Raw genomic sequence first — 23,207 nt, forward strand, 5'->3', positions numbered from 1 at the left:
ACACGGACACAAAGGAGGCACACCATGAAAATTTCGCTCAAGAAAACAATCGTCGCGGTACTCTCCCTGCTCATGCTCACGGCGGCATCCGCTTCTGCCACATCCTCCACCGCACAGCACATCACATCGCCTGCGGCAGCAAAGAAGCAGCTGAACGCCATCGCCAAGGCGGAAAAGCTCTGGAGGAGCCAGTTCATCCTGTGCGGGGATGACGACAATACACTGCAGCCGCATCTGCGTTCCTTCGACCCCACTCGCACGTATTTCGCCGTCACCGATCTCGACGGCAATGGTCGGCTGGAGCTGCTCTTCCGCCATGCCGCCATGCCGAGCGTGGAGGAGGGCATCACCCCCTATCCCTTCCGCACCATCCCCACAGCGTTCGCCATGGCGGTCTACGAGATCGGCACGGACGGTCGACTCGCACGCCTCCCCGAGACGGAGAACGGGTACGGCGCACCCGATCTGACTGGACTGGCGCTCAATATGATCGACAGCGACAATACGCGTTGGTACAACATGAGCACGAGCACCATCACGAAGGACGAGCACAATCACTACAGCTATACCGTCGCCTATCAGCGGTTCGCCATTGCAAACGGCGTGGTGCGCTGTGAGCTGTGCGCGGAGGAAAACGGCTATTACAACGTCTATGACATCGACCGTGTCGAGGCAGTTCCCTCCTCCGCATATATTTACGACGGCGACCCCGCCCATCTAGGGATGCGTCACGAAGATTTCGTACAGAGCCCATTTTATCAGTATTTTACGCACATCTACACACCGTGCTGCGCCGTATACTGGATGGGAGCTAATGAGCTGAGCCGCGATCCGCGCGAAGCCCTTGCTGCCTCATGGGCAGGCTTTGTCTACGGTGTCATCGACGGCAAGGGATAAAGATTTTTCACGAAAGGGGTACGGCAATGACATTCATTTCACTCAAAAAAACCATTCTCGCAGCACTTGCCGCGCTCTCGTTGACGGCATCTGCCGCCCCCACTCCCGTCGCAGCCGCGCCAAGCCCTGAGGCACAGCCGCAGATGATCGCGGAGGCAGAGCCGCTGTGGAAGGATGAGTTCGTCGCGCGCTGGGATAAGGGACAGGCACCGTTTCCCTATCTCAGACGCTTCAATCCCCGCCTGACGCACATCGCCGTCACCGACCTCGATGCCAATGGTCGCCTTGAGCTGCTCGTACGCCATGCGATGACCCTGATGGATATATCCGGTCCCCATGCGGCGGGTGTTGTGGATATCCCGATTGATATCAGCCTGTCCGCCTACGAGATCTCTGCGGACGGACGGCTCGAACGCCTCCGCTCAGAGAACGGCTACGATTGGCCCGATCTGATGAACCTCCAACCCCTCAGTGAGATTGACGAGCACGGCACGCGCTGGCATCATGTCCGCACCGTGACCGTCTCCCGGAGCGATTACTTCACGGGCAATGCCCCTTCTTACTCCTATACAGCGTCCTATCAGCGCGTCGCACTCGACCGTGGAACGCTGCGCTGTCAGCTGCTCGCCGTGGAAAAAGGCAGCTATCGGGACGTGGACAGCCCCTCCACCTGCAGGAAAATCCACGTCTCCGCCAGTGTCTTTGACGGCGATCCCGCCCATACGAATATGAGTGGACGGGAATTTCAGCAGACCGATCTGTATCAGACCTTTGACGAGGCACTCCTGCCGGCAAGTTCCATTCGCTGGGTGAGCGGCGACAAACTCAACCGCAATCCGTGCGAAGCCCTTGCTGCCTCGTGGGCAGGCTTTGTCGACGGCGCCATCGACGGAAAGGGATAACCATTCATTAAAAGGAGGCACACAATGACAATCTCGCTCAAAAAATCGCTCGGCGCTGCACTTGCCGCACTCTCGTTGACGGCATCCGCCGCTGCCGCACCCGCAGCGATTGACGCGGAAGCGCAGCTCGATGTCATGGCGGCATCGGGTGTGATACAGCAGGAGATCAACAACCTCTACCGCACATGGAACGGCATTCTCAGCAGCGGAATGCAGGAGCGCAGCATGGCGTACTTCTACGCCGCCGTCACCGATCTTGACCGCAACGGACGGCTCGAGCTGCTCATCACATGGCATTTTCTGAACCGTGATCCGCTGTATTTTGCGGGCGGCGACATCGGAGAGAAGCAGAAAAAGCAGCTCACCGATCTCTGTAACAACTATCCGAGTCGCGTCCACAGCCGCGCCTATGAGATCAGCAAAGACCGGACGAAGCTTGAGCCGCTGCTCGAACTTCAATACGAGGAAGGGCACGCCCCCGACTTCACGCGTCTCCATATCCGAGGGAGAATGACCGACGGGCACTACATCTACTATGCCGAACGACAGCTCATGCCCCGCGTCGAGGGGATGACAAGTGCGGCGGAGCACTACGCCATCGAGCATGAGGGGCAGATGATCTGGCTCGATGCGGGGGTGATGGGTGTCGGCACACTGGCACGCTCGGAGGGGACGGTGGACGTCGGCGGCGCAGAGATCGAGCCGAACTACACCTCCATGAAGATCATCCCTACACATCAGGATCTCACCCCCTACGGCAAAGAAGCCGAAGCGTTCCGGCAGAGATACATGGACGGCGGCCGCCGCGTCAGCTTCGTCTCGTGGGAAGCACTCGACAAGGATGCACGCACTGCCCTCGCCGCCTCATGGGCGGGCTGGTCGTACGAAAGCGAGGAATAATCACGACATAGAAGAGGCTGTTGCATGAGCGCCCCTTTCGGCTCACTGCGTTCGCCACTTCCCCCGTTGCGACGGGGGAAGCTAATATGCCATAACGAAAAGCCTCCCCCGTGCGACACGGGGGAGGGGGACCGCAAAGCGGTGGTAGGGGCGCCTTGAGCGCTAACACGAACAGGGGCTGTTGTACGGAGTCAAAACAACTTCGTGCAACAGCCCCTTTTGTCTTACATCTTCTCCGCCCGCGCAATTCTGTGCAGGAGAACACGCGCGCATTCTGCCGCACGCACAAAATCCGCCCTTGTCAAAACAAGCAGGACATAGTCCTCGCTGTTCATATCCATCGCAGCAAGAATATGATCCCTCCACGTCGCATTGATCGCCTTGCTCCAGGCAGGAATCCCACCCATTTCGCCGAGCCGATCCGCATCGACGGCAAGCCCCGTTCCCGCCGCCAGTGCCTGCACGGCAGCAACAAAATCCTCCCGCTCGCTCTTCCAGTCAAGCCCCGCTGCCTTGCCGCTGCGCACGAGTTTTTTGCAAAGTGCCTCCCACGCGTCATTAACCCCCGCTGCGCCTTTCACCTGTAACCTTTTTCGCAGCTGCTTCGTATATGCAGCATCCACGCGCAGGATATGCGCAAGCGCAGCGAGTGCGTCCGCCATCGCGTTCGGATCATCTTCGGCCGGTTCGTACCCCCCGACATCGGGGAGCATTCTTTTTCTCACGAAGTCTTTCATGATCCGCGCCGCCTCATCATAGGAGAGATGCGCGCGGCGATACTTCTTCCCGTCGATTTCCAGCGCGAGCACCACCCGATCCGCAGACTTCCCGCCGAACGCCTTCATCGACGTACAGCCGTCGACCTCCTGCGGCGGACAGATCTCCACAAACATATTCGTCCCATCGCGCATGGATCTCAATTCGTTCTCGATCCCCACGATATGAAAACCGTGCCGGTTCATCGAACTGCACTTCAAACACCAGTCCTCGTATGTGCTGAATATCTTTCTCTGAATCAGATTGTATAGGCTCATACCGCCAAAGCCCCCTCCTGTTTGCCATGCTGCCACCTTACGCCATTTCACAGTGCGGGTCAAGACGACATACGGATGCCACTCCCAAATTTTTAATAAAGTGTACGATTATAATTGATTTTACCTCTCAGTCGCGTTATAATAAGTGCAGGAATCAAAGGGGAACTTCCCCTCTCATGTTTTCATACAATAGGAGGTATGTCCAATGAATCAGGAACAACTCAAACGTATGACCAGCGACAAAGGTTTCATCGCCGCACTTGACCAGAGCGGCGGCTCCACACCGAAAGCGCTCAAGGCGTACGGCGTGGACGAGAGTGCCTACAACGGCGAGGAGGAGATGTTCACGCGTGTCCACGAGATGCGCACGCGCATCATCAAAAGTCCCTCCTTCGACAAGAGTCAAATTCTCGCGGCAATCCTCTTCGAGAACACCATGGATCGCAAGATCGACAGTCTCTTTTCCGCAGATTTCCTCTGGGAAAAGAAGGGCATCGTCCCCATCCTCAAGGTCGACAAGGGACTCGCGGATGAAAAGGACGGCGTGCAGCTCATGAAGCCCATCCCCGGGCTTGACGCCCTGCTTGACCGCGCCAACGAACGCCACATCTTCGGCACGAAGATGCGCTCCGTCATCAAGCAGGCAAATCCCGATGGCATCCGCGCCATCATCGACCAGCAGTTTGAGATCGGCATGCAGATCGTAGCGAAGGGACTTTGCCCCATCCTCGAACCCGAGGTCGATATCCACTGCCCCGATAAGGCGAAGGCAGAGGAGATCATGCTCGGCTGCATGAAGGAGCACCTGGCAAAGCTGCCCGCAGATGCAAAGATCATGTTCAAGGTCACCATCCCGACCGTCGACAATCTCTATGCAGACATCATGAAAGACCCGCACGTCGTCCGCGTCGTCGCCCTCAGCGGCGGCTATACAATGGACGATGCAAACGAAAAGCTCGCGCGCAACCACGGGCTGATCGCCAGCTTCTCCCGCGCCCTCGCGCAGGATCTGCGCTTCACGCAGAGCGACGATGAGTTCAACGCCGTCCTCAAGAAGGCAATCGACAGCATCTACCGCGCCTCCATCACCTGATGGCAGGCTGACAGAGCTGTCCTTTCCCCTATATACTCACGAACAATCCCCCGCCGCAATGCGACGGGGGATTTGTTGTGACTGCTTCCCTTGATCCACTCCTACTCCATGGAGCAGCCCGTGTGCTGCACGACAATCGCAGCCGTGTCGTTCGCCGCCGCACACGCCTCGCGCAGCGTCTTGCCTTGCGCCAGTGCCGACAGGAAGCCCGCCGTATGCGCGTCCCCCGCACCGATGGTATCCACCGGCTTGACCGGACGCGTGGGAACGTGCAGCCCCCCCGCCGCGCTGTGGCAGAGCGTCCCCTCTTTGCCGAGCGTCACGACAACGGGCTGATGCGTCACGCCATGGAGCCTTCGCGCAGCCGCTCCGACCTCTGCTTCTCCCGCCAGCGCCATCGCCTCGGACGCATTCATCTCAAGAATCGTCCCCATGCCCAGCAGCTCATCCGCGAACCGCCGCCCCAAGAGCCTCGGTCCCGGGTCGAGCACCAGACGGCAGCCTGCGTTCTTACGGCGCACAAAACGCATTAGAACCTCGCTGCTGGGATTGTCCTCCTGAAAGCCGTAGCCGGACGCATAGATGTAGTCGTACCGCTGCGCATCGAGCGTTTCCAGCCACGCATCCCGCCACATCGTCTCAATGCCGTCCATCGTGATGAAGGTGCGCTCCCCATCCGCCTCGACAAAGGAAAGGCAGTATCCGTTGTCGCAGCGCCCATCCTCGATCATCACAGCGCGCCCCGCCTTTTGCAGTTCCTGCCGGATGATGTCCGCATACATCCCCCTGCCAACCGGAACACAGAGATCGTGTGCCGTGCCCAGTGCCCCCATGATCTTTGACACATTGAATGCACAGCCGCCGACAATCATGCCCTGCTGCTGACCAGCGATATCCTCCCCCGCCTTCGGCAGACGGTCAATATGGATGACAACATCGATGATTGCCGCCCCGAGAATCAAGATCTTTGCAGTTCCCATGCGTGCCTCCTTACGCCGCAGACCGCTTGTCGCCAACCAGCACCAAAATGCTGTAGAGACCGCCACTGACAACAAGAGTCAGCAGCACATTCAGACTGTTGTCGGCGAAAATCCCCGTGGCAAAGGGTCCGGTAAACACAAACGTCTGGGAAAACAGCATTCCCACGACAAAGCCAACCACCCAACTGATCACGCCGCGAGAGTTCAGCGCATTCCGCACGGGATCCGTGAGCAGAACCCGGTCATAGCCATGCGTGCGGCGCAGCAGCAGATAGTCCATGAGAAACACCGAAGACCATGCGGCGAGCAGCTTGCCGATAATGCTGAGGAAGCCCTCCAACGTCCCCTGAAAATCCTGCGCCACAAAGAGAATGTACGCCGGAATGAGCGTAACGACAACCGTCTGAAAGAGCAGAATCCACCGTTCATTCACCAGAATATGCGCCGCCTGCAGCACGAGCTTGGAGGATTTCAGACCGAGGAAGCACTGCGGCGTGAGACCGCCAATCGCCGTGATGTAGTAAAGGATCGCCAGATTGACCGGCAGCACCCCCTTGATGACTTCAATCGGATTGGACGAACTTGCGAGATCCGGCACCTTGCTCGACAGCAGAATGCCGACCCCGAGCATCAGCACAAGCGGCACAACACCGCCGAGCGTCACCGCCCAACCGACCCTGCTGCGGGAGTATTTGACCGCCTGATGGCAGCTGTAGTCCGCCGCATAGCTCGTCCAGCCGATGCCCGTACCGGCGGCGACAAAGGCAAGCGCCGGCAGGAAATTGGCCGCCCAGTCCCCGTCCGGCATCGCCAGCAGCATCGCCCAATCCGTCTGCGGAATAATGATGGCGAGAATCACAAGCGTAAAAAAACCGAACAAATAGGTACAGATCGTCTGCATACGGATCAGCATATCATGACTGAACACCACAGACGCCAGCACCAGCAGCACAAAAATCGCCAACGCGATCCCCGTCGTCATCGGCGTGGCGTCCAGACCGAGTGTCGCAAACAGCGCCAGTACCGTCAGCGCACCGGTACAAACATTGATCGACAGCCAACCCGCGTGCCCGATCAGTGCCGCCACCGAGGGAATCAGATTCCCGCGAAAGCCGAACGAGGCACGCGACAGCACGAACGTGACCGCCCCCGTATCACGCCCCGCGAGACTCATCAAGCCGACAATCCCAAACGAAAACGAGCCGATGACCGTAGCGAGAACAGCCTGCAGGAAACTCAGCTGAAAGCCGACGATAATGGCGCCATACACCAGACCAAGGATCCCGATATTGGCGGCACAGTACAGGAAAAACAAACTGCGCGGCCGATCCGTCCGCTCCGCCGCCGACAAAAAAACCGTTTCTTCTTCGTTCATGATACGCCTCCCACAAATCCTTGCCACATCAACAATAAACCCGTCCGCGATGCGCAAGCAGACTGTCTGCATACCGCCCGAAATCCACATCATTGCTCTGCTCCAGCACGGCAATCAGGGCGGGGTCCATCGCAGCCGCCCCCGCCTTCGCCCCGCAGACAGCAACCGCCATCGCGCCGATCGTATCCGTATCGCCGCCGAGATTCGCACATGCCAGACTGCACGCGTGCGGCTCCTTGAAATAATACGCCATGGCAAGGGCGGTGGGCACCGCCTCATTCATGAGCGTCGTCGTGCCGATCCCCTCGTAGACAGAAAGGGAGAACGCCTCTGCATCCGCGCGGTGCCGCCGGGCAAGCTCCAACGCCAAGGCAAGCCGCGCTTTCGGCGAGGCACTGTACGTCTGCGCCCCATAGCGCGCCGCCATCGCATAGCAGTCCATGGCAGCGTCCATGATCCCCTCCCACGACCTGCCGTCCAGTGCGGCACTGACCGCCGCCGCCACCATCCCCGCACCGCCCAGTGCCACATCCGTCTTGTGCGTCGCCTCGCTGATGCGGAACACATACGCGGCAAGCCCCTCCAGATCATCGCAGGGAAACAGACAGCCAATCGGCGCAATCCGCATCGCCGCCCCATTCGTCACCGCCGTTACCGTATACGGCTCCGGATCCTCGCCGTGCGCAACGGCATGGAGCGCAGCCTTGGAACTCTGTCCCAGAATATTCTTCTCGAACGCCTCCGTTTGAACCGCCCAGCGCAGCAGATTGTGTGCAATGATCCCCTTGTCCGGCACATAGTCATGTTCCATCAGAGAATCCAGAATGACCAGCGCCTGTGCCGTATCATCCGTAAACTCCCCCTTCTTCAAGCCAATCGCCGCAGGATTTTCCGGCGGACTGTCCTCAAACGTCTCGATCCGCCCGAAAATCTCCCGAATCCGCGCGCGGCTCAGCAGCTCCGACGGCATCCCCATCGCATCTCCCAATGCCATCCCGTACAGCGTCCCCAAGATATGATCTCTCATACAATCACCTCTTTCACGATACAAGAAGATTATACAATATCCAAAATTGTTTTACAACGCGAAAGAACAAGCCTCCACCAGCAAGTGACGGGGCTTGTTCTATTTTCATCATTTCCCACTCTGCGGGATCCCCTCAGTCCACCGTCCACTCGTTGACATTCCAGAAGAAGCCAATGCCCCGGTAGCCGAGCAGCCTGTCCGGCGTGATGCCGTGCACGCGTGCACTCGTCACGTAGATGAAGTCGATATAGCATATATAGATGTACGGAAGGTCTTTCGTCACCTCTTCCTGAAAGAGCCCGTAGAGGCGCATCCGCTCAGCGGGGTCGGTGGTGCGGCGCGCAGCGAGGAGATATTCATCCACGCGCGGATTCGAGTAGTGGCTGTCATTCCCCCGCCCGTTGGTCGAGTATACCTTGTAGGTATGTGCATCCGGGTCGATCTCATTCCCCACGCCGCTGAGGTACGCCATCTGCCCGTCCCAGTCGACCTGCGCAGGAGTCTCTACGGTGCAGTGGATCCCGACCGCACACAGTTGCGCCGCCACCACGTTGGCGATGTCGATGCGGCTGTGCTTGTCGTTCTTCACTGTGAGGACGAATCCGACCTCCTCCCCGCCGCGCATATAGTAGCCGTCACTTCCCTTCGTGCAGCCCGCCGCTTCGAGGATCGCCCGTGCCTTTGCGGGATCATAGTCATAGTGCGGGACATTCGGATTGTCGTAGGAGCTGCGCTGCAGCGGGCCGTAGGCAGGCATCCCGTGCCCGCGCAAGGCTTCGTTCACGACCGCCGCACGATCAATGGCGTAGGCAATGGCAGGCAGCAGGTCGCGATTGCGCTGCCAGTAGGGATGCGTCCAGTTGATCAGAATCGATCCGTAGTTCGAGGACTTCATCGCGTAGTAGCGATTGCGCTCCTTCCCCTCAAAGGGTACCGCTGTCTGTGGCGCAAGCCGCGCCAGATCTGCCGTCCCGTCGGCAAGCGCCTTTGCCTCCGCAGCATCGTCCGCCACAATCTTAACCACGAAACAGTCAATCTTTGGTGCGCCGCGATAGTAGTCCTCATTCTTTACGAGAACGATCTCCTTGCCCGCCTCCCACTGCTCCATGCGGAAGGGACCTGTCCCGACGGGATTGCGGAAAAACCCCGTCGTCGTGAGATCCTGCCCTGCGAGCAGATGTGCTGGCAGGATCGGCTGCATCATGTAGTCGAGAAAGGCAGCATTCGGCGCAGACAGGCGAATACGCACCGTCTGATCGTCGACCTCCGTGATCTCACTCACATCCTCAAAGTTCGGTGCGTGAAGTGAGTGGATGCGCGGATCTCGGATCGCCTCGATGGTAAACTTCACATCCGCCGCACGCAGCGGCTTCCCATCGTGCCAGTGCACGTCCTTGCGCAGGTGAAACACATACGTATCGGTCGCGGAGTCGTACTCCACCGACTCCGCAAGCGCCGGGACAATGTCATTGTTTTCATCGCGCCGCATCAGCCCGTCGAACAGCAGCTGCCCGATCTCGGAGTACTCATCCACGAGCACATCGATCTCCTCGTAGTCCTTTGTCGCATAGACGAGCCGCGCACCATGCGCCTCGTCGGCGCGTTCCCCGACGCAGCCGCCCGTGAGCGCGAGAAGGACAACCGCCATGCACAAAAGCAGCAACTTCTTCATCACACATCCCCCCCCTTTGACCGCATTCCCCTTTTTCGCCATATTGGAGCAGCAATTTTAGGAAGCACTGATAAATTCAGCACTGCCATCTTGGCACATCTTTTTCACCCTCTCTGTGCCCTAGAATCCTCCACATAGCCCTTGCTATGCGTCCGGTTTGTCTCCTTGACAGGACAAAAAATCTGTACCAATCTGACAGACTTCATTTTATCAGTGATTCCTTTATTTGAGAAAATTTTCGATATGCACATATTTATAAACCATTCGTGATTTATGATTCAATTTCCTTCTCACTGTGCACGTTTTTTCCAATTTTTCCAAAAGGACTGTTGTCGTTAGAAAAGCACTGATAAATTCGAGCCTGCCGCAGTGCTTAGAAGAGAGAAATTTTTGAAATGACTTAATAGCAGACAGGAATCTACTTATTTATGTAGAAACACTGTCATTAAGGATCATTAAGGAATCACTGATATTCTTTGGGAGTTGAGGTTCTATGAATCATTTCGAGCTGTACCTTGATGAGAGCGGTCAGTTCGAGGAGCGGAACAAAGATGGGCGGCCTTCCATTGTCGCGGGCTATCTGATGTCCAAAAAATGCAGTGAGGCATGGGCGGAGTCCCTGTTTGCTAAAACGAAACGGAAGGACGCATCCTTTTCCGAAATCGATACGGATCAATTTCATGCGATGGAAAGCAGATCCGCTGCGCTTCCGGCGTTCAACGTCTGTCTGATGGAGGAGCTGCAGACCGCCGGCGGCGTGATGGTGGTCTTTCAGAACGGACGCGGCAACAGGATCGTGAATTCGGACATCACGTATCTGAATGTATTTGCCGAGGGAATCCTGAAACTGATGTATCACCTGCTGGCGCATTATAAAGATGAGATTTCTCTTAACATCACCTATGCTACCAGACTTCAGATGGAGGAAAAAGAAAAAAGCGGCATTTGTCAGTCCATCGAAAACGATGCCTATTTCGAGCGCATACAGGAACGAATCCTGCTCCGCATGGCTCATATCGCCCCCAACGACCGAAGCCGTCTGCAGTACCGTCTGCATTGGGGGAGCGCCAGAAAATCCCCTCTGCTCATGCTGGCGGATGCCGTCAACTACACCTTGCGCGGGGGCGTGTCCTCCCTGTCACCGGCGCAGAAGGAACGGGTCGGGGCGCTCGCGCAGCTTCGGTTCAAGGTGCTAGAGCACAGCGGGTGGGAACAGATACAGGCGCATATCACAAGCAGCCGCTGGGCCGAGGCCGTATACAGCTGGTATGGCGAATACGATGATGAACTCAGAGAGCTGCACGGCAGCGAATTCAACCATCTGATCGTGGAGCGCCTGGAACAGCTGGGAGCGGCAAACAGCAGAGTACAGTTCGAGGTTCTCTCGAACCTCATCAAGATCCTGATCGATACGCGCAAGTACGAAACCGCGAACAAGTTTATGGATCGCATCGCACAGAAATTATTTCCCCTGCTGGCACAGAAGGGGCTGCTTTCGCCCGAGGCGGACTTTGACCTACATTTCCTGCGGCTGACGACAGCGACGCACCAGGGCGATGTGAGCGGTGCCGAAGAACGGATACAAATATGCCGCGAGAAGCTCGCGCGGCTTCCCGCGACGTGGGAAACCATGGACTACTATCTGTCCTACAAGCTGCGCGAGGCGGAACAGCAGAAGAACATGTATGATTTCAGGGGCGCGATTGCAAATCTGGACAAATTGGAGCAAATTCTGACGGATGCCGTATCGGTCGTGCAGATGATTGACGACCTGGGCGAATTCGGCGAAAAGATCAAATCGACGACCTTGGGCAAGGTACTCGGCTCCCGTGTGACCGCCCGCTGTTATCTTTCGTACGAAACACCGGAGGAACTGGCATTGGCACGCAGGGACTCGGACGCGGCAATGGAGCAGTTTCACCGTGCGGCGGACAAGGCGCGTCAGTCCATGGTACGCTCTATGGTGGAGTATCTGGACGGGCAATTTGGCGAGGCGCTGCTGTGGCTCGGCAGAGCCTGCGGGGTGGAGGACGCCGCGCCTGCGAAACTATTGGACGTGTTCCGTCGGGATAAAAACGCATCGGTCTTCGGCGTTCTGCACTACACCAGTCTTATGGCGCACGCGCTGCAAAAGGGGCATCCGCTGGGAGAAGAACTATTTTCCGCATGGAATGTGGTGCCGCCGGACGCAATCATCCCCGACCAGCGCCTGTATCCTGTGAACATCATTTTATGGAGGATTGGCACGGCAAAGGCGGTCATGCAGCCGGGCGCGGCAGAGCCATACTACAAGGAAGCGATCTCCGTGACCGACAGCAATCCGATGAATCTGCCGCACTTCATGGCGCGGCTTGCCATGAAAGCCGAATACGAAAACATATTGGCGCGGTCAAACAAAGCCAAAACGACGAGAAGTTTCCTCTCCTTCGAGCGTGATTATCAGAAGCTGAAGGAATGCCGGCTCCGTCTGCCGGAGAACGTTCTCAATGAACTGGATTCCTTTTTTGCTGCGGCAAAGGGCGGCAGCAAGGGCGCAGCGCGGTGTGATCCGGCGCGTATTGTTGGAAGCATAGCAATTTTATAGAGTCATCTGGATTTTGAAGGAGCACGACATGGGCAATGTTGAATTTTCCAGCGATTATCTGCCGACGGGTCTGGATCGCATGAAGATCGATCTTCTGTTTGATTTGGCTGCCGGCCATCATGCGGGCAAGGGATTTTCCTACGAGCAGCAGCGAGATTACTACATGCAGGAAATCTACGGGGACGATGCCGACGTACGCAAGATGATCCAATACGGAAAAAACTACAAGCTGTTCTCGGAGTATATGTTCCCGAATCAGCCGTGGAAGATACGGAGCAAAAAGCTTCTGTGCACATTTTTTGCGACCTGCGTGCTGCTGGATTGGATGTACCGGACGGGCGTCTACAGCCTCGCCATCGACGAGACGGAAATGCGCCGCAGCTGCCTCGACGTCGCCGGCGACCTGAGCGGAGAGGCAGAGGTCATGGTGCGCCGCGAAATTGTGTACCTGCACAGCCAGTACACAGCACATCTGACGGAAGCGGATTATGACGCGTACCTGCAGCTGATGAACCGTTTCTCCGTCCCATTCCGGGATACGCTGGAGACCGTAAAAAAATATATGACGGACTATTTCCTTCCGGTCTGCGAGAAGCTTGCGGTTCCGCCGGAAAAACGTCTGCTGTTCCGGTTAGAGCTGGACGCATTGGCCGAGATTCAGATCGGCAACAATGATTTCGTCGACTACATCGCCGCCTTTAAGCAGGCGTGGAGGGAGAAGTTCCCGCAGTACAGCTATGACGACTCGGTGGAGAAGTACCTCCGCAGCAAAAAGGGCATCTGCATCAACGCGTTCGGCAACCGGCTGAAAACCATCCGCAGCGAGCGGGCACTGTTCGATCTGCTGGCGGCAGTGAACATCAAACTGGCTCTTTCCAACGGTGCCGCCGACCCGGACGAGCTGCATGAGAAGGTGACGGCGCAAACCAAAAATCTGTCGGATAACATCCGCAGCCACCTCTTCAACGAGTGCGAACAGAAAATGACCCGCTATTACGACCTCGGGCAGCGGGAAAACTACAGTGCCGCCCTGGCGCAGGAGATGATCCCCTACAAGACGGGGCTGCTGTACGTCAATGACATCCTGATGGAGGAGATCGAGCGACGCGACAAAAGCAACCGGCCGTCGCAGCAGTCCCGCATGCGGGACGATCAGAGTGACAGTGAGATGGAGAAGTATACCCGCAAATATGACGTCCTCATCTCCCAGAAGGATGCGGAGATCTACGATCTGAAGCGCGAGCTGGAATACTACGAGGGCGTCCGCTCGCAGGAGTTCCGCAGCGAGCTGTCCCAGTACACAAAGGCGATGATGGATATTTTTCAGCGGCTGTGCGACCGCAAATACGGTGCACCGCTGAACGAGCTGTACCTGATGGGAAGCGGGCTGTCCGAACTCAGCAGCGAGAAGATGAAGGCAGCTGTTCAGAACTTCCTGTTCGTCCTCGACGGCATCGGGATTTCCCCGTACGATGCCGACAAGATCGGGAAGAAGGTTCCGTTTGACTCCGAGGAGGCCAATGTCGTCTATGCGGTCAACGAAAAGGATATTGCAGAGGGGCTGAACCGCGGCCTTCTCAACTATCCCGGCTGGAGATACAAGGGGGAGAATCTCGTCCTGCCCTGGGTGACGATGGAAACGGAGGCCGACCAGAATGGATAATGCAAAGGACATGCGGCACAAAATCCACATCGGAATCGACCTCGGCACCACCAATACGGTGATGGCAACGTGCAAGATGCCGCGCCACAACATCATGCGCCCCACGATATGCTCGATCAACCAGTACATAATGGAAAACCAGATCGGGATGGAGAAGTCCCTGCCCTCCGTACTCTTTTTCGGTGCAAACGGCAAGGTAAAGGTGGGGCGGTTCGCGCGCGACAAAAAGCAGGACGGCGCGGATCGGCGCATCCTCTACAACACAAAGATCGACATGGGGCGCAAGGTCGTATATGCCAACGAGTACACACCGGTCAAGGCAGCCGCCGACATTCTGAAGGTCTGCCACGACGCCATCCGGCAGACCGTCATGCAGCGCGGGGACAGCGAGTTCCCCGATGTAACCATCACCGTCCCCGCCTCGTTCAACCAGAGCCAGATCGCGGACACCATCATGGCGGCAAAAATGGCGGGCTTTGAAAAGGTGTCCATTCTGGAAGAACCCATCGCCGCACTCTACCACTATATCAACGGGCAGTACGCATCGGGCGCGGAGGACATGATCGACTTCTCGGAAAAAAAGCGCATGATGGTGTACGACATCGGCGGAGGAACGTGCGATGTCTGTGTCGTCGACCTGCAGATTGACGAGGACGACGTCTATGACATCCACTTTGTTGCAACGAACCGCTATACGGAGTTCGGCGGAAACGACTTCGACGAACAGGCTGCGATCGGCATTCTGAACAAGTTGTTCAGACGCTATGAAATCAACGATGCGGAGATCGACGCACCGGAGCTGAAGGCGGATCTGGTCGCCCGGATCATGCCGGCCTGCGAGCAGTACAAGCTATGGTACAGCACGCAGCTGAACCAGGGCTACGGCGAGGACGAAGACCTCCCCACCCCGACCTACGGGGCTCTTCCGCGGTTCCTGACCAAATACGAAAACGTGGAGCTGGACTGCACCTACAGCGAATATCGGGCATACACCGCCCTGTTCTTCAACGACAGCTACCGCCGTCCCACGCGTGATCTGACGGACAAGCTGCGGGACAAACACGTGCTGAAGCCGGTCTATCAGCTGCTGAAGCGGCTGAAGGAGGAGGGCGAACGCGGCATCGACTGCGTCTTCCTGACCGGCGGCATGTCGATGTACCCGCCCATTGAAAAGGCGCTCGCTGCGTACTGCCAATGCCCCGTCCTCAAGGCGGAGGAGCCGATGGAGGCCGTGGCGATGGGGGCGGCGATCTCGAAATTCGTATCCACGCGGAAAGACACCGCCCACATGCTGAATCTGCAGGACGAAGACCCCGCGGAAACCGAGGAAGAATCTGCCTTGGTGCAGGAGCATCGGGATGAGCGTCCCAAACTGCCGGAGGCGATCTTCATTGACGTGGAAAACCAGCTGCCGATGGAGATTATCCCCGCGAACATCGCGATCCCCTGCAGCGGCGAGGTGGAGCATACATTTCACGTCGGCTCAAACGGGGTGCGCTTCCACCTGTTTGCGGGGCAGAGCCAATGGGACCCCGAAATGAGAATCCTCTATGACTACGCGCAGACCTTCAACGATCTTGTGAAACCGAATACGGAGGCGCGCATCCGCTATGAAATCGATGAGGATCGCTTTTTGAAAATGCAGCTGGTCATTTCCGATGTGCGGAATCAGGTGTTTGATCTGACCGTGGACACCTTCGAAAAAATCTGACCGACCGATGAAATGGAGTGCCTTATGGAATCGTCAAATTTCAACAATCCGGCGCTGCGGGATGCGCTGAGCCGGCTCGATCTGTCCCATCTTCCGGAGGCCGTCGCCACCATCCAGGCGAATGACCCCGACATCAGCGGGGGGCGGGTGATCGCCCATGTCAAAAGCAACCAGCTGTTCACGGGGCAGTTCGAAAAATCAGATTTGGAGGCGTTCACAAAGATCTGGACACGGTACCGGAGAAACCCAAAAATGCCGCTGAAGCAGGATCTGATGCAGCAGTCCAAGGCAATGATCCGCAATTACCGCGGGGAGGTGTGCCCGATCGAGGTCATGCTTTACACCTCAAACCTTGCCGCCAATATGTTCATCAATCGTAAACTGTTGGATGAGGTCGCCGATGTCGTCTGCAGCATCGTGCGGGAAAAGGACGGCTTTCTTCGCTCCCTGAAGCATATCTTGCACGTGTGGAAATGGGAGCAGACCATCAATGTCTGTGAGATTGCGGCGGGCAAGCTCGGGGACGAGGAGCTTCTCCGCTACATCTATGACAACTTCCACTATCAGGAAGAAGTGAGCTATGGCTGTTTCTGCGCACTGATGGAGTCCCGGAACGAGCTGTTCGTCCCCGATATCCTCTCCATGGTGCACGACCTTACGGGAACGGATGCCGACAAGCAGATTGGGAACAAGTTCAAGGAAAAGTTCGGCGTCCATTTCCCGGAGTATCGGAAACGGCTGGACGGCAATATGTTTCGGGATGCCAAACCCTACGCCAAGGATCTCGTCCGCCGGATGCTCAACCCCGAGCGGAACGACAACCTGGCGGGACAGTATAAGAACGCCACCAACCAGGACGAGCAGAAATATCTGCTCCACATTGCGACCGAACGAGTCCTACATTTTGACGGCAGCGGCAGCCCCTACGACGCGATCAATACACTGAAGCTCGCCGCCAACGAAGCCGTCAGCGAGCGGCTGTTCCGTTCCCTGGATTTGGGCGGAAATCCAAAACAGCGTTCCCGGCGGATCACCACGGCCGTAATTGCCAACTACTTCGGCGCCATCAACTATCCCCCCGCCATTCAGGCGTTTTCCAAGGTGGATCCGACCCATGAATACTACGCCCCCATCCGCATGGCGCTGTTCTTTCAGGACAAGGTCAGCAGCGATGATGTGGTCGGAGACTTCCTGTCCGAAACGCGCCCCGACCAGATCAAGATGTACCTTGCCTGCTTCTTCAACCTTGGCGAACGGCTTCCCGCCGTCCGCGCTGCCACCGTCCGCTATCTCAGCACGGATCTGGACGATGACCGCCTGTCTGCGGCGATCATGAACTACTACCAGCTCATCCAGAAGTACCGCCATCTGTATGACCCGCAGGTAGGGGAGCTGATTCAGGGCTGGTTCGGCTACGGGACGGCGTTCGGAACGATCCAGATCCGCCTGCAGGAGCAGAACACCTGCCTGAAGATCATCCAGACCATCATCGATGATTTCAACTACAAAAAATATGAGAACTTCCTCTATTTTGTCGCCGAGGAGGGCATGGAGTTCCAGCCGTCCGTCTGTAATCTGGCAAAAACAATTCTTCAGAACCTGAAGAGCACTACCATAAAAGCGTAGAATTGGTTCCGGAGATACGGAAAGGAGGCTCCATGGATTATATACAGAAGGGCATCTTGGATCGCATTCAGCGGCTGCACCATAAAAATTCCCCCAATGTATACAGTACCATGTCACAATACTACCGCATCCTTTTTGAATATCATCTGTTTCTGATGTTCGCCTGCCTCTGGGATCGCAAGGAAAACGTCATCCCGCGCGAAATGCGGCTGGATATCACGAAAAAGATGAAGAAGCCCATCCTGGGAACAACCCTCTCCTACATCATGGAAATGGATCGGATCGGGGAATCCGTGTTCCATATTGATGACGGCTATATTCAGACCATGTGCCGTTTTATCCATATCCGCAACACCTGTTTTGGACATACGGCGATCCTACCGAACGTGCAGGAGGGAAAGTACAAGGAGATCTGTGCGGATCTGGAACGCTGCTATAAATCCCTCCAGTCGTATGAGGACAAATTTTTCGGCAGCGAATGCGAGTTCCGTCTGCGTCAGATGCCGGACTCCGGCCAGCTGACGGTATTCCTCCCGGATCGTAATTATGAATATCGGGACGTAGATCCGCGCATTGCTGCGGAGTTCACCTGCGATGAGCTGTACTATTCCTGTGCGCAGGGGAATTTCTGCATCTCCCCGTTCATACTGGTGCAGGAACAGGGCGTGGACACCGGCAACTATGAGATCTTCTGTTTCAGCGGCTACAAATTGGCGAGTGGAACCTTTGCGTACTATCTCATCTCGGAATTCAGGGACAACTACGAGTACTCTAAGAGTTTTCCCGATTTCTTCACCTCGTACAAGAAGACGAGCGAGCACACCATTTGCCGCTCCAACGGCGTGATTTCCAACCGATTCGACAACAATTACGATTATTTCATCAATATTCCACCATTCACAGGCTATGTCACACAGATCTGGGACTTCCTAAAAAAGAACAAGTCAAACACCTGCCTCACGATCCGCGGCGGCGGCGGCATCGGGAAAACAGCTCTGGTACACTTTATCTGTACCAAGTATCTGTTTGAATCCACCGCAGAGGAGCCGCTGTTCCGCTATGTCATCTTCTGCTCCGCAAAGGACAGGGAATTTCGCCTGGACAGCCGCACCGAGCGCGGCACCATCCGTACGATTGATCCCGGTCGGGCAATCGGCTCCTACCGTGACATCCTGCGCACCATCAGTCGCGTGTTGGAGCTTTCCAAGGAGCCAGACAGTGACGACCATGTGCGGGAGATCGAGGAAGCCTTTTTGCAGGAAAAGGGCATCCTGCTGATCATTGACGACTATGAAACGCTGTCCAATGAGGATAAGGCCGCATCTGTGGAGCTGATCAACCGCATGCAGATCGACCGGCACAAAGTGCTCATCACAACCAGATCCCAATATCTGATCGGGTCGGCGTACGATGTCCGACAGATGGATGAAGATCAGATCATTGCATTCATGACCAAGCGTTTTGAAAAACTGTTGGAAAGCAACCCCCGCTCAGATGCCTGCGAACGCTTCCGCGAATTCCAAGCGGGAGAAAACCGACATAAAATTTTTGCACTGACGCAGGGGCTTCCCCTGCTCGCCATTCAATTTGTCACGCTGCTGCAGCTGAACGGCTTTTCCTCAAAAATCCTGCAAAAGGACTGGAAGGAGAACGCAGAGGATTTTCTGCTGGGAAGACTGTACAGCTATTTCCACACATTCACCTCCAAGCTGCTCTTCCTCATCATCGCCTTCTTTGTCAAATATGGTCAGAACAGCATCTCATTGGATGTGCTGGAGATCTTCTATAAGCTGTACTGTGCACGTTTTGATCAGGTTGATGTGGATTTTCAGCAGGATTTGAATGAGCTGAAGAATCTGAGCATCATCCGCGTTGAGAGTGACTATATCCAAATTAGCAGCAATATCTCCGCGTTTATTCTGGATCAGTGCATACAGAGTTTTCACGAGGAGTATGCGGACGCGAACACCTTTGACGAAAAACTGTTCAAGGTCACGGCGCAGGAAGGCGTGGAGCAGGGTATACTGGACTATGCTCTTGTGCAGAATGCAGACCTTGACATTCACATGGTCAACCTCTTCGCGCTGGAAAATGTGTTGAAATACACGAAGGAATACCGCTTCCAACTGCTGGATATCTTTCTGCAGCAATGTAAAAAAACGAGTGACATGAACGGCATTCGGGATGTGTATGCACGTGGGAAGAAGTACTTCCCCATCGATCAGGAATATGCAGCCCTGTTCAGAAATTACGGCGTCGAAGCAGAGCAACCGAATGCAGATACCGCCCACATTTCTCCCTTGATCTCACTGGAGAAAGAATTCGAACAGATTCGGGACGATGCCGATGCACTCCTCGGAAACCGCTCCAACACACGTGCGTACATCAACGAGCAGATCCAGAAACTGCGGGAGCGGATTGGTATCCTCTGCAATGTGAAACTGAAGGAGGCATTGCACAGCTTTTCGGCGGAGGATCAGATGTATGCGAGGAACATCCATGAACTGATCCTGGAAATCAGCCAGACAAAGCAGCTGGACTGCCGCAACAACGAATCGTACAAGTACCTGCTTTCCCTGCTGTCATAGTCCCTCTAGGCGGCAAAGAGCACAGAGGAGGATACGGCACTTGGCAGCACCCCTGCTCAGGAATCGAACTCCTCCGCCGCCCCTGCGATATCGATCACGAACCGCTCGTGCTGCAAGCACAGCCTTCCCCTGCATCGTGCGCCGCAGCTCCTCGACGAGCTCCACCACACCTCATAGCGCAGCGCATCAAAACGCCGTGTCAGCTCTGCGACAATCGTATCAATATCCATATAGCATCCCTCACAAAAACAGCGTTTCCTGTATCCATACTTGTCATGCAAAATAAATCCTGCTACAATACAAACAGAAAGAAGCATCCTATGACGGCATCTTTCTAGAATAAACGTTCATTTTTCAAGCAACCGCTCATTTATCGGAATGGGCGGTTACTTTTTTCCTATCGTTCATTATAAAATGAAGTTGAACAGCTAAGGAATCACTGATAAAACAGTCCTGCAGATTGACGTAGATTTTTCGTCCGAACAAGGAGGCAAACCGGACGCATAGCAGGGGCTATGTGGAGGATTCTAGGGCACAGTGCGGGCAAAAAAGATGAGTCAAGAGGCACAAGCTGAATTTATCAGTGCTTCCTTAATAAAGTGTACGATTATAATTGATTTTATCTCTCAGTCGCGTTATAATAAGTGCAGGAATCAAAGGGGAACTTCCCCTCTCATGTTTTCATACAATAGGAGGTATGTCCAACGAATCAGGAACAACTCAAACGTATGACCAGCGACAAAGGTTTCATCGCCGCACTTGACCAGAGCGGCGGCTCCACGCCGAAAGCGCTCAAGGCGTACGGCGAGGAGGAGATGTTCACGCGTGTCCACGAGATGCGCACGCGTATCATCAAAAGCCCCTCCTTCGACAAGAGTGAGATCCTCGCGGCAATCCTCTTCGAGAACACCATGGATCGCAAGATCGACAGCCTCTTTTCCGCAGATTTCCTCTGGGAAAAGAAGGGCATCGTCCCCATCCTCAAGGTCGACAAGGGACTCGCGGACGAAAAGGACGGCGTGCAGCTCATGAAGCCCATCCCTGGGCTTGACGCACTGCTCGACCGCGCCAACGAGCGCCACATCTTCGGCACGAAGATGCGCTCCGTCACATCCACTGCCCCGATAAGGCAAAGGCAGAGGAGATCATGCTCGGCTGCATGAAGGAGCACCTCGCAAAGCTGCCCGCCGATGCCAAGATCATGTTCAAAGTCACCATCCCGACCGTCGACAACCTCTACGCAGAGATCATGAAGGACAGCCACGTCGTCCGCGTCGTCGCGCTCAGCGGCGGCTACACCATGGACGATGCGAACGAAAAACTCGCACGCAACCACGGCCTCATCGCCAGCTTCTCCCGCGCCCTCACGCAGGATCTGCGCTTCTCGCAGAGCGACGATGAATTCAACGCCGTCCTCAAGAAGGCAATCGACAGCATCTACAGAGCCTCCATCACCTGATGAGCCCCTAACGGTGCCGTCGTTTCCCCCATATTCTCACGAACAAATCCCCCGCCGCACGCACCGTGCGACGGGGGATTTGTTGTGTGTGTTTTCATTCCCCAAGCAAAACAGGAACGACACGTAATGGACAAAAATGCGGAATCCGCAAAAATGTCACACAGAACGTTGATAATCCTTTTGATGTCAGTTATAATGCAAATGGACAAAAATGCGGAATCCGCATTTTTGTATCATAAAAGACGAGGATGATGGATGTGGAAATTCGCAGAGACACCTACCTGAACAAACTGATTTCCAAGCGTCACAACAGTCTGATTAAGGTTGTTACCGGTGTTCGCAGATGCGGCAAGTCCTATCTGCTCTTTGAACTGTTCAGGGAACATCTTAGGAATGATCACGTTCCGAACGACCACATCATAGAGATGGCGTTTGATGCTTACGAGAATAAAAAGTATCAGGATGCGGAGGTATTCTTCCCTTATCTGACCGAGCGGCTCAGCGATCAGGATCAATATTATGTTCTGTTGGACGAAGTGCAGCTGCTCGGAGATTTTGAATCCATTCTGAACAGTCTCGTGCGCAGAAAGAATGTCGATGTCTATGTGACCGGCAGCAATGCAAAGTTTCTTTCAAAAGACATCATTACAGAGTTTCGCGGGCGCGGCGATGAAGTGCATATGTATCCCCTGACATTCGCGGAGTTCATGTCCGTGTACGGGGGAGAAAAGGCTGACGGATGGCGCGATTATGTACTCTACGGCGGACTCCCTCTGGTGCTTAGTTTTGCCGCGCCGGATCAGAAGGGAGACTTCCTGAAATCCCTATTCGAGGAGACATATCTCTCCGATATTATCGGCAGAAATAATATCAGAAACAAAGCCGAGCTGGAAGAGCTGCTGAATATCCTTTCTTCTGCAATAGGTTCTCTGACCAATCCGAGCAAGCTGTCCGCAACCTTTAAGAGCGTAAAGGGCAAGGCGATCAGCAAGACAACGATCAAACGCTATATTGATTACCTTGAGGACGCATTCCTGATCGACAGTGCAATTCGGTATGATATAAAAGGGAAGAAACATATCGATACACCATCGAAATACTACTTCACCGATCTTGGGATTAGAAATGCCATGTTGAATTTCAGACAGGTCGAAGAGACACACGCTATGGAGAACATCATCTTTAACGAGCTGAAGGTCAGGGGCTATAACGTCGATGTCGGCGTTGTTGTGATGAACGAAACAGACAAGACCGGAAAAAAGGTCAGAAAACAGCTGGAGATCGATTTTGTCTGCAACAAGGGTTCCAAACGGTACTATATCCAGTCGGCGTTCGCTATGCCGGATGAAAAGAAAATGCAGCAGGAACAGCGCTCTCTGACGAGTACAGGGGACGGCTTCAAGAAGATTATCATCACAAAGGATGCCATTGCACCCCTTTACAATGAGTCAGGCGTATTGGTGATGAGTGTTTACGACTTCCTGTTGAATCCGAACAGCATGGATCTATAGGTCGTTTCAAAAAAGCAATCCCCCGCTGCACGCACTGTGCGACGGGGGATTTCCTGTGTGCATTTCGTCAGATACAACTGACAGATTTTTAGTTTCGCCTATTTTGTCAGTTATAACTGACAAAAATTTATTTTCGCCTTGTATGTCAGTTACAGATGGTCTAAAATAATCATATCAACAAAACA

General features: G+C 55.3%; 16 protein-coding genes and 3 pseudogenes. 12 read left to right on the forward strand and 7 right to left on the reverse strand.

Going from position 1 to position 23,207, the window contains the following annotated elements; all coding sequences use genetic code 11:
- The first annotated feature begins 24 nt into the window (after positions 1–24).
- The 3 genes from C8273_RS10410 to C8273_RS10420 are packed head-to-tail and all read left to right on the forward strand — an operon-like array spanning position 25 to position 2,699.
- Positions 25–897: a hypothetical protein gene (locus C8273_RS10410; RefSeq protein ID WP_106627628.1), complete on the forward strand. Its 873-nt coding sequence runs from the start codon at positions 25–27 to the stop codon at positions 895–897.
- A gap of 26 nt (positions 898–923) precedes the next feature.
- Positions 924–1,799 (forward strand): hypothetical protein, encoded by an 876-nt coding sequence (locus C8273_RS10415; protein WP_106627629.1) that lies wholly within the window; start codon positions 924–926, stop codon positions 1,797–1,799.
- 24 nt (positions 1,800–1,823) lie between these two features.
- The gene (locus C8273_RS10420) at positions 1,824–2,699 is read left to right on the forward strand and encodes a hypothetical protein (RefSeq protein ID WP_106627630.1); all 876 of its coding nucleotides are present in this window, start codon (positions 1,824–1,826) and stop codon (positions 2,697–2,699) included.
- A gap of 224 nt (positions 2,700–2,923) precedes the next feature.
- Here the strand turns inward: C8273_RS10420 and C8273_RS10425 are convergent, their stop codons facing one another.
- Positions 2,924–3,733, reverse strand: a complete 810-nt coding sequence (locus tag C8273_RS10425) for a DUF6630 family protein (protein ID WP_106627631.1) — start codon at positions 3,731–3,733, stop codon at positions 2,924–2,926.
- 205 nt (positions 3,734–3,938) lie between these two features.
- Between C8273_RS10425 and C8273_RS10430 the strand changes: the two genes are divergently transcribed.
- Complete coding sequence (locus C8273_RS10430; RefSeq protein WP_106627632.1) at positions 3,939–4,826, forward strand: fructose bisphosphate aldolase; 888 nt, start codon at positions 3,939–3,941, stop codon at positions 4,824–4,826.
- Positions 4,827–4,927: 101 nt separating this feature from the next.
- Here the strand turns inward: C8273_RS10430 and C8273_RS10435 are convergent, their stop codons facing one another.
- From C8273_RS10435 to C8273_RS13270, 5 genes and pseudogenes are all read right to left on the reverse strand, one after another.
- Complete coding sequence (locus C8273_RS10435) at positions 4,928–5,806, reverse strand: PfkB family carbohydrate kinase (RefSeq protein WP_106627633.1); 879 nt, start codon at positions 5,804–5,806, stop codon at positions 4,928–4,930.
- Between the two features lie 10 nt (positions 5,807–5,816).
- A complete protein-coding gene (locus tag C8273_RS10440) occupies positions 5,817–7,181 on the reverse strand; it encodes a purine-cytosine permease family protein (RefSeq protein WP_106627634.1) in 1,365 nt (454 codons plus the stop codon).
- A gap of 28 nt (positions 7,182–7,209) precedes the next feature.
- Positions 7,210–8,208 (reverse strand): ADP-ribosylglycohydrolase family protein, encoded by a 999-nt coding sequence (locus tag C8273_RS10445; RefSeq protein WP_106627635.1) that lies wholly within the window; start codon positions 8,206–8,208, stop codon positions 7,210–7,212.
- A gap of 133 nt (positions 8,209–8,341) precedes the next feature.
- A complete protein-coding gene (locus C8273_RS10450; RefSeq protein ID WP_106627636.1) occupies positions 8,342–9,880 on the reverse strand; it encodes an ABC transporter substrate-binding protein in 1,539 nt (512 codons plus the stop codon).
- A gap of 107 nt (positions 9,881–9,987) precedes the next feature.
- Positions 9,988–10,086: pseudogene (locus tag C8273_RS13270) on the reverse strand (secretion protein HlyD); the annotation flags it as partial.
- A 287-nt stretch (positions 10,087–10,373) separates the two neighbouring features.
- Between C8273_RS13270 and C8273_RS10460 the strand changes: the two are divergent.
- The 5 genes from C8273_RS10460 to C8273_RS10480 are packed head-to-tail and all read left to right on the forward strand — an operon-like array spanning position 10,374 to position 20,052.
- Positions 10,374–12,464 (forward strand): hypothetical protein, encoded by a 2,091-nt coding sequence (locus C8273_RS10460; protein ID WP_106627637.1) that lies wholly within the window; start codon positions 10,374–10,376, stop codon positions 12,462–12,464.
- Between the two features lie 28 nt (positions 12,465–12,492).
- Complete coding sequence (locus tag C8273_RS10465) at positions 12,493–14,127, forward strand: hypothetical protein (RefSeq protein WP_106627638.1); 1,635 nt, start codon at positions 12,493–12,495, stop codon at positions 14,125–14,127.
- A complete protein-coding gene (locus C8273_RS10470) occupies positions 14,120–15,838 on the forward strand; it encodes an Hsp70 family protein (RefSeq protein WP_106627639.1) in 1,719 nt (572 codons plus the stop codon). Before C8273_RS10465 ends, C8273_RS10470 begins: the two co-directional genes overlap by 8 nt.
- 24 nt (positions 15,839–15,862) lie before the next feature.
- Positions 15,863–17,464 carry a hypothetical protein gene (locus tag C8273_RS10475; protein ID WP_106627640.1) on the forward strand — a complete coding sequence of 534 codons (1,602 nt, stop codon included), beginning with the start codon at positions 15,863–15,865 and terminating at the stop codon, positions 17,462–17,464.
- 32 nt (positions 17,465–17,496) lie between these two features.
- Entirely contained in the window at positions 17,497–20,052 is a 2,556-nt protein-coding gene (locus tag C8273_RS10480; protein WP_106627641.1) for an NB-ARC domain-containing protein, read from the forward strand.
- Positions 20,053–20,108: 56 nt separating this feature from the next.
- Here C8273_RS10480 and C8273_RS12670 read toward each other — a convergent pair whose 3' ends face one another.
- Positions 20,109–20,282 carry a hypothetical protein gene (locus C8273_RS12670; protein ID WP_159060768.1) on the reverse strand — a complete coding sequence of 58 codons (174 nt, stop codon included), beginning with the start codon at positions 20,280–20,282 and terminating at the stop codon, positions 20,109–20,111.
- A gap of 239 nt (positions 20,283–20,521) precedes the next feature.
- Here C8273_RS12670 and C8273_RS13275 point away from each other — a divergent pair.
- The 3 genes and pseudogenes from C8273_RS13275 to C8273_RS10490 all read left to right on the forward strand — a co-directional run.
- Positions 20,522–20,605 (forward strand): annotated as a pseudogene (locus C8273_RS13275) (secretion protein HlyD); the annotation flags it as partial.
- Positions 20,606–20,780: 175 nt separating this feature from the next.
- Positions 20,781–21,511: pseudogene (locus C8273_RS13440) on the forward strand (class I fructose-bisphosphate aldolase).
- Between the two features lie 251 nt (positions 21,512–21,762).
- A complete protein-coding gene (locus tag C8273_RS10490; RefSeq protein WP_407695417.1) occupies positions 21,763–23,022 on the forward strand; it encodes an ATP-binding protein in 1,260 nt (419 codons plus the stop codon).
- The last annotated feature ends 185 nt before the right edge of the window (positions 23,023–23,207 follow it).

The organism is Candidatus Centipeda massiliensis (genome assembly GCF_900290285.1).
In the GTDB taxonomy this organism is placed as follows: domain Bacteria; phylum Bacillota; class Negativicutes; order Selenomonadales; family Selenomonadaceae; genus Centipeda; species Centipeda massiliensis.

Bases quoted from the DNA above. Each gene is read 5' to 3' on its own strand.
- C8273_RS10435 (WP_106627633.1), bottom strand. From the start codon at position 5,806: ATGGGAACTGCAAAGATCTTGATTCTCGGGGCGGCAATCATCGATGTT.
- C8273_RS10470 (WP_106627639.1), top strand. From the start codon at position 14,120: ATGGATAATGCAAAGGACATGCGGCACAAAATCCACATCGGAATCGAC.
- C8273_RS10490 (WP_407695417.1), top strand. From the start codon at position 21,763: ATGGATGTGGAAATTCGCAGAGACACCTACCTGAACAAACTGATTTCC.
- C8273_RS10410 (WP_106627628.1), top strand. From the start codon at position 25: ATGAAAATTTCGCTCAAGAAAACAATCGTCGCGGTACTCTCCCTGCTC.
- C8273_RS10460 (WP_106627637.1), top strand. From the start codon at position 10,374: ATGAATCATTTCGAGCTGTACCTTGATGAGAGCGGTCAGTTCGAGGAG.
- C8273_RS10480 (WP_106627641.1), top strand. From the start codon at position 17,497: ATGGATTATATACAGAAGGGCATCTTGGATCGCATTCAGCGGCTGCAC.
- C8273_RS10465 (WP_106627638.1), top strand. From the start codon at position 12,493: ATGGGCAATGTTGAATTTTCCAGCGATTATCTGCCGACGGGTCTGGAT.
- C8273_RS12670 (WP_159060768.1), bottom strand. From the start codon at position 20,282: ATGGATATTGATACGATTGTCGCAGAGCTGACACGGCGTTTTGATGCG.
- C8273_RS10445 (WP_106627635.1), bottom strand. From the start codon at position 8,208: ATGAGAGATCATATCTTGGGGACGCTGTACGGGATGGCATTGGGAGAT.
- C8273_RS10450 (WP_106627636.1), bottom strand. From the start codon at position 9,880: ATGAAGAAGTTGCTGCTTTTGTGCATGGCGGTTGTCCTTCTCGCGCTC.
- C8273_RS10475 (WP_106627640.1), top strand. From the start codon at position 15,863: ATGGAATCGTCAAATTTCAACAATCCGGCGCTGCGGGATGCGCTGAGC.
- C8273_RS10415 (WP_106627629.1), top strand. From the start codon at position 924: ATGACATTCATTTCACTCAAAAAAACCATTCTCGCAGCACTTGCCGCG.
- C8273_RS10430 (WP_106627632.1), top strand. From the start codon at position 3,939: ATGAATCAGGAACAACTCAAACGTATGACCAGCGACAAAGGTTTCATC.
- C8273_RS10420 (WP_106627630.1), top strand. From the start codon at position 1,824: ATGACAATCTCGCTCAAAAAATCGCTCGGCGCTGCACTTGCCGCACTC.
- C8273_RS10440 (WP_106627634.1), bottom strand. From the start codon at position 7,181: ATGAACGAAGAAGAAACGGTTTTTTTGTCGGCGGCGGAGCGGACGGAT.
- C8273_RS10425 (WP_106627631.1), bottom strand. From the start codon at position 3,733: ATGAGCCTATACAATCTGATTCAGAGAAAGATATTCAGCACATACGAG.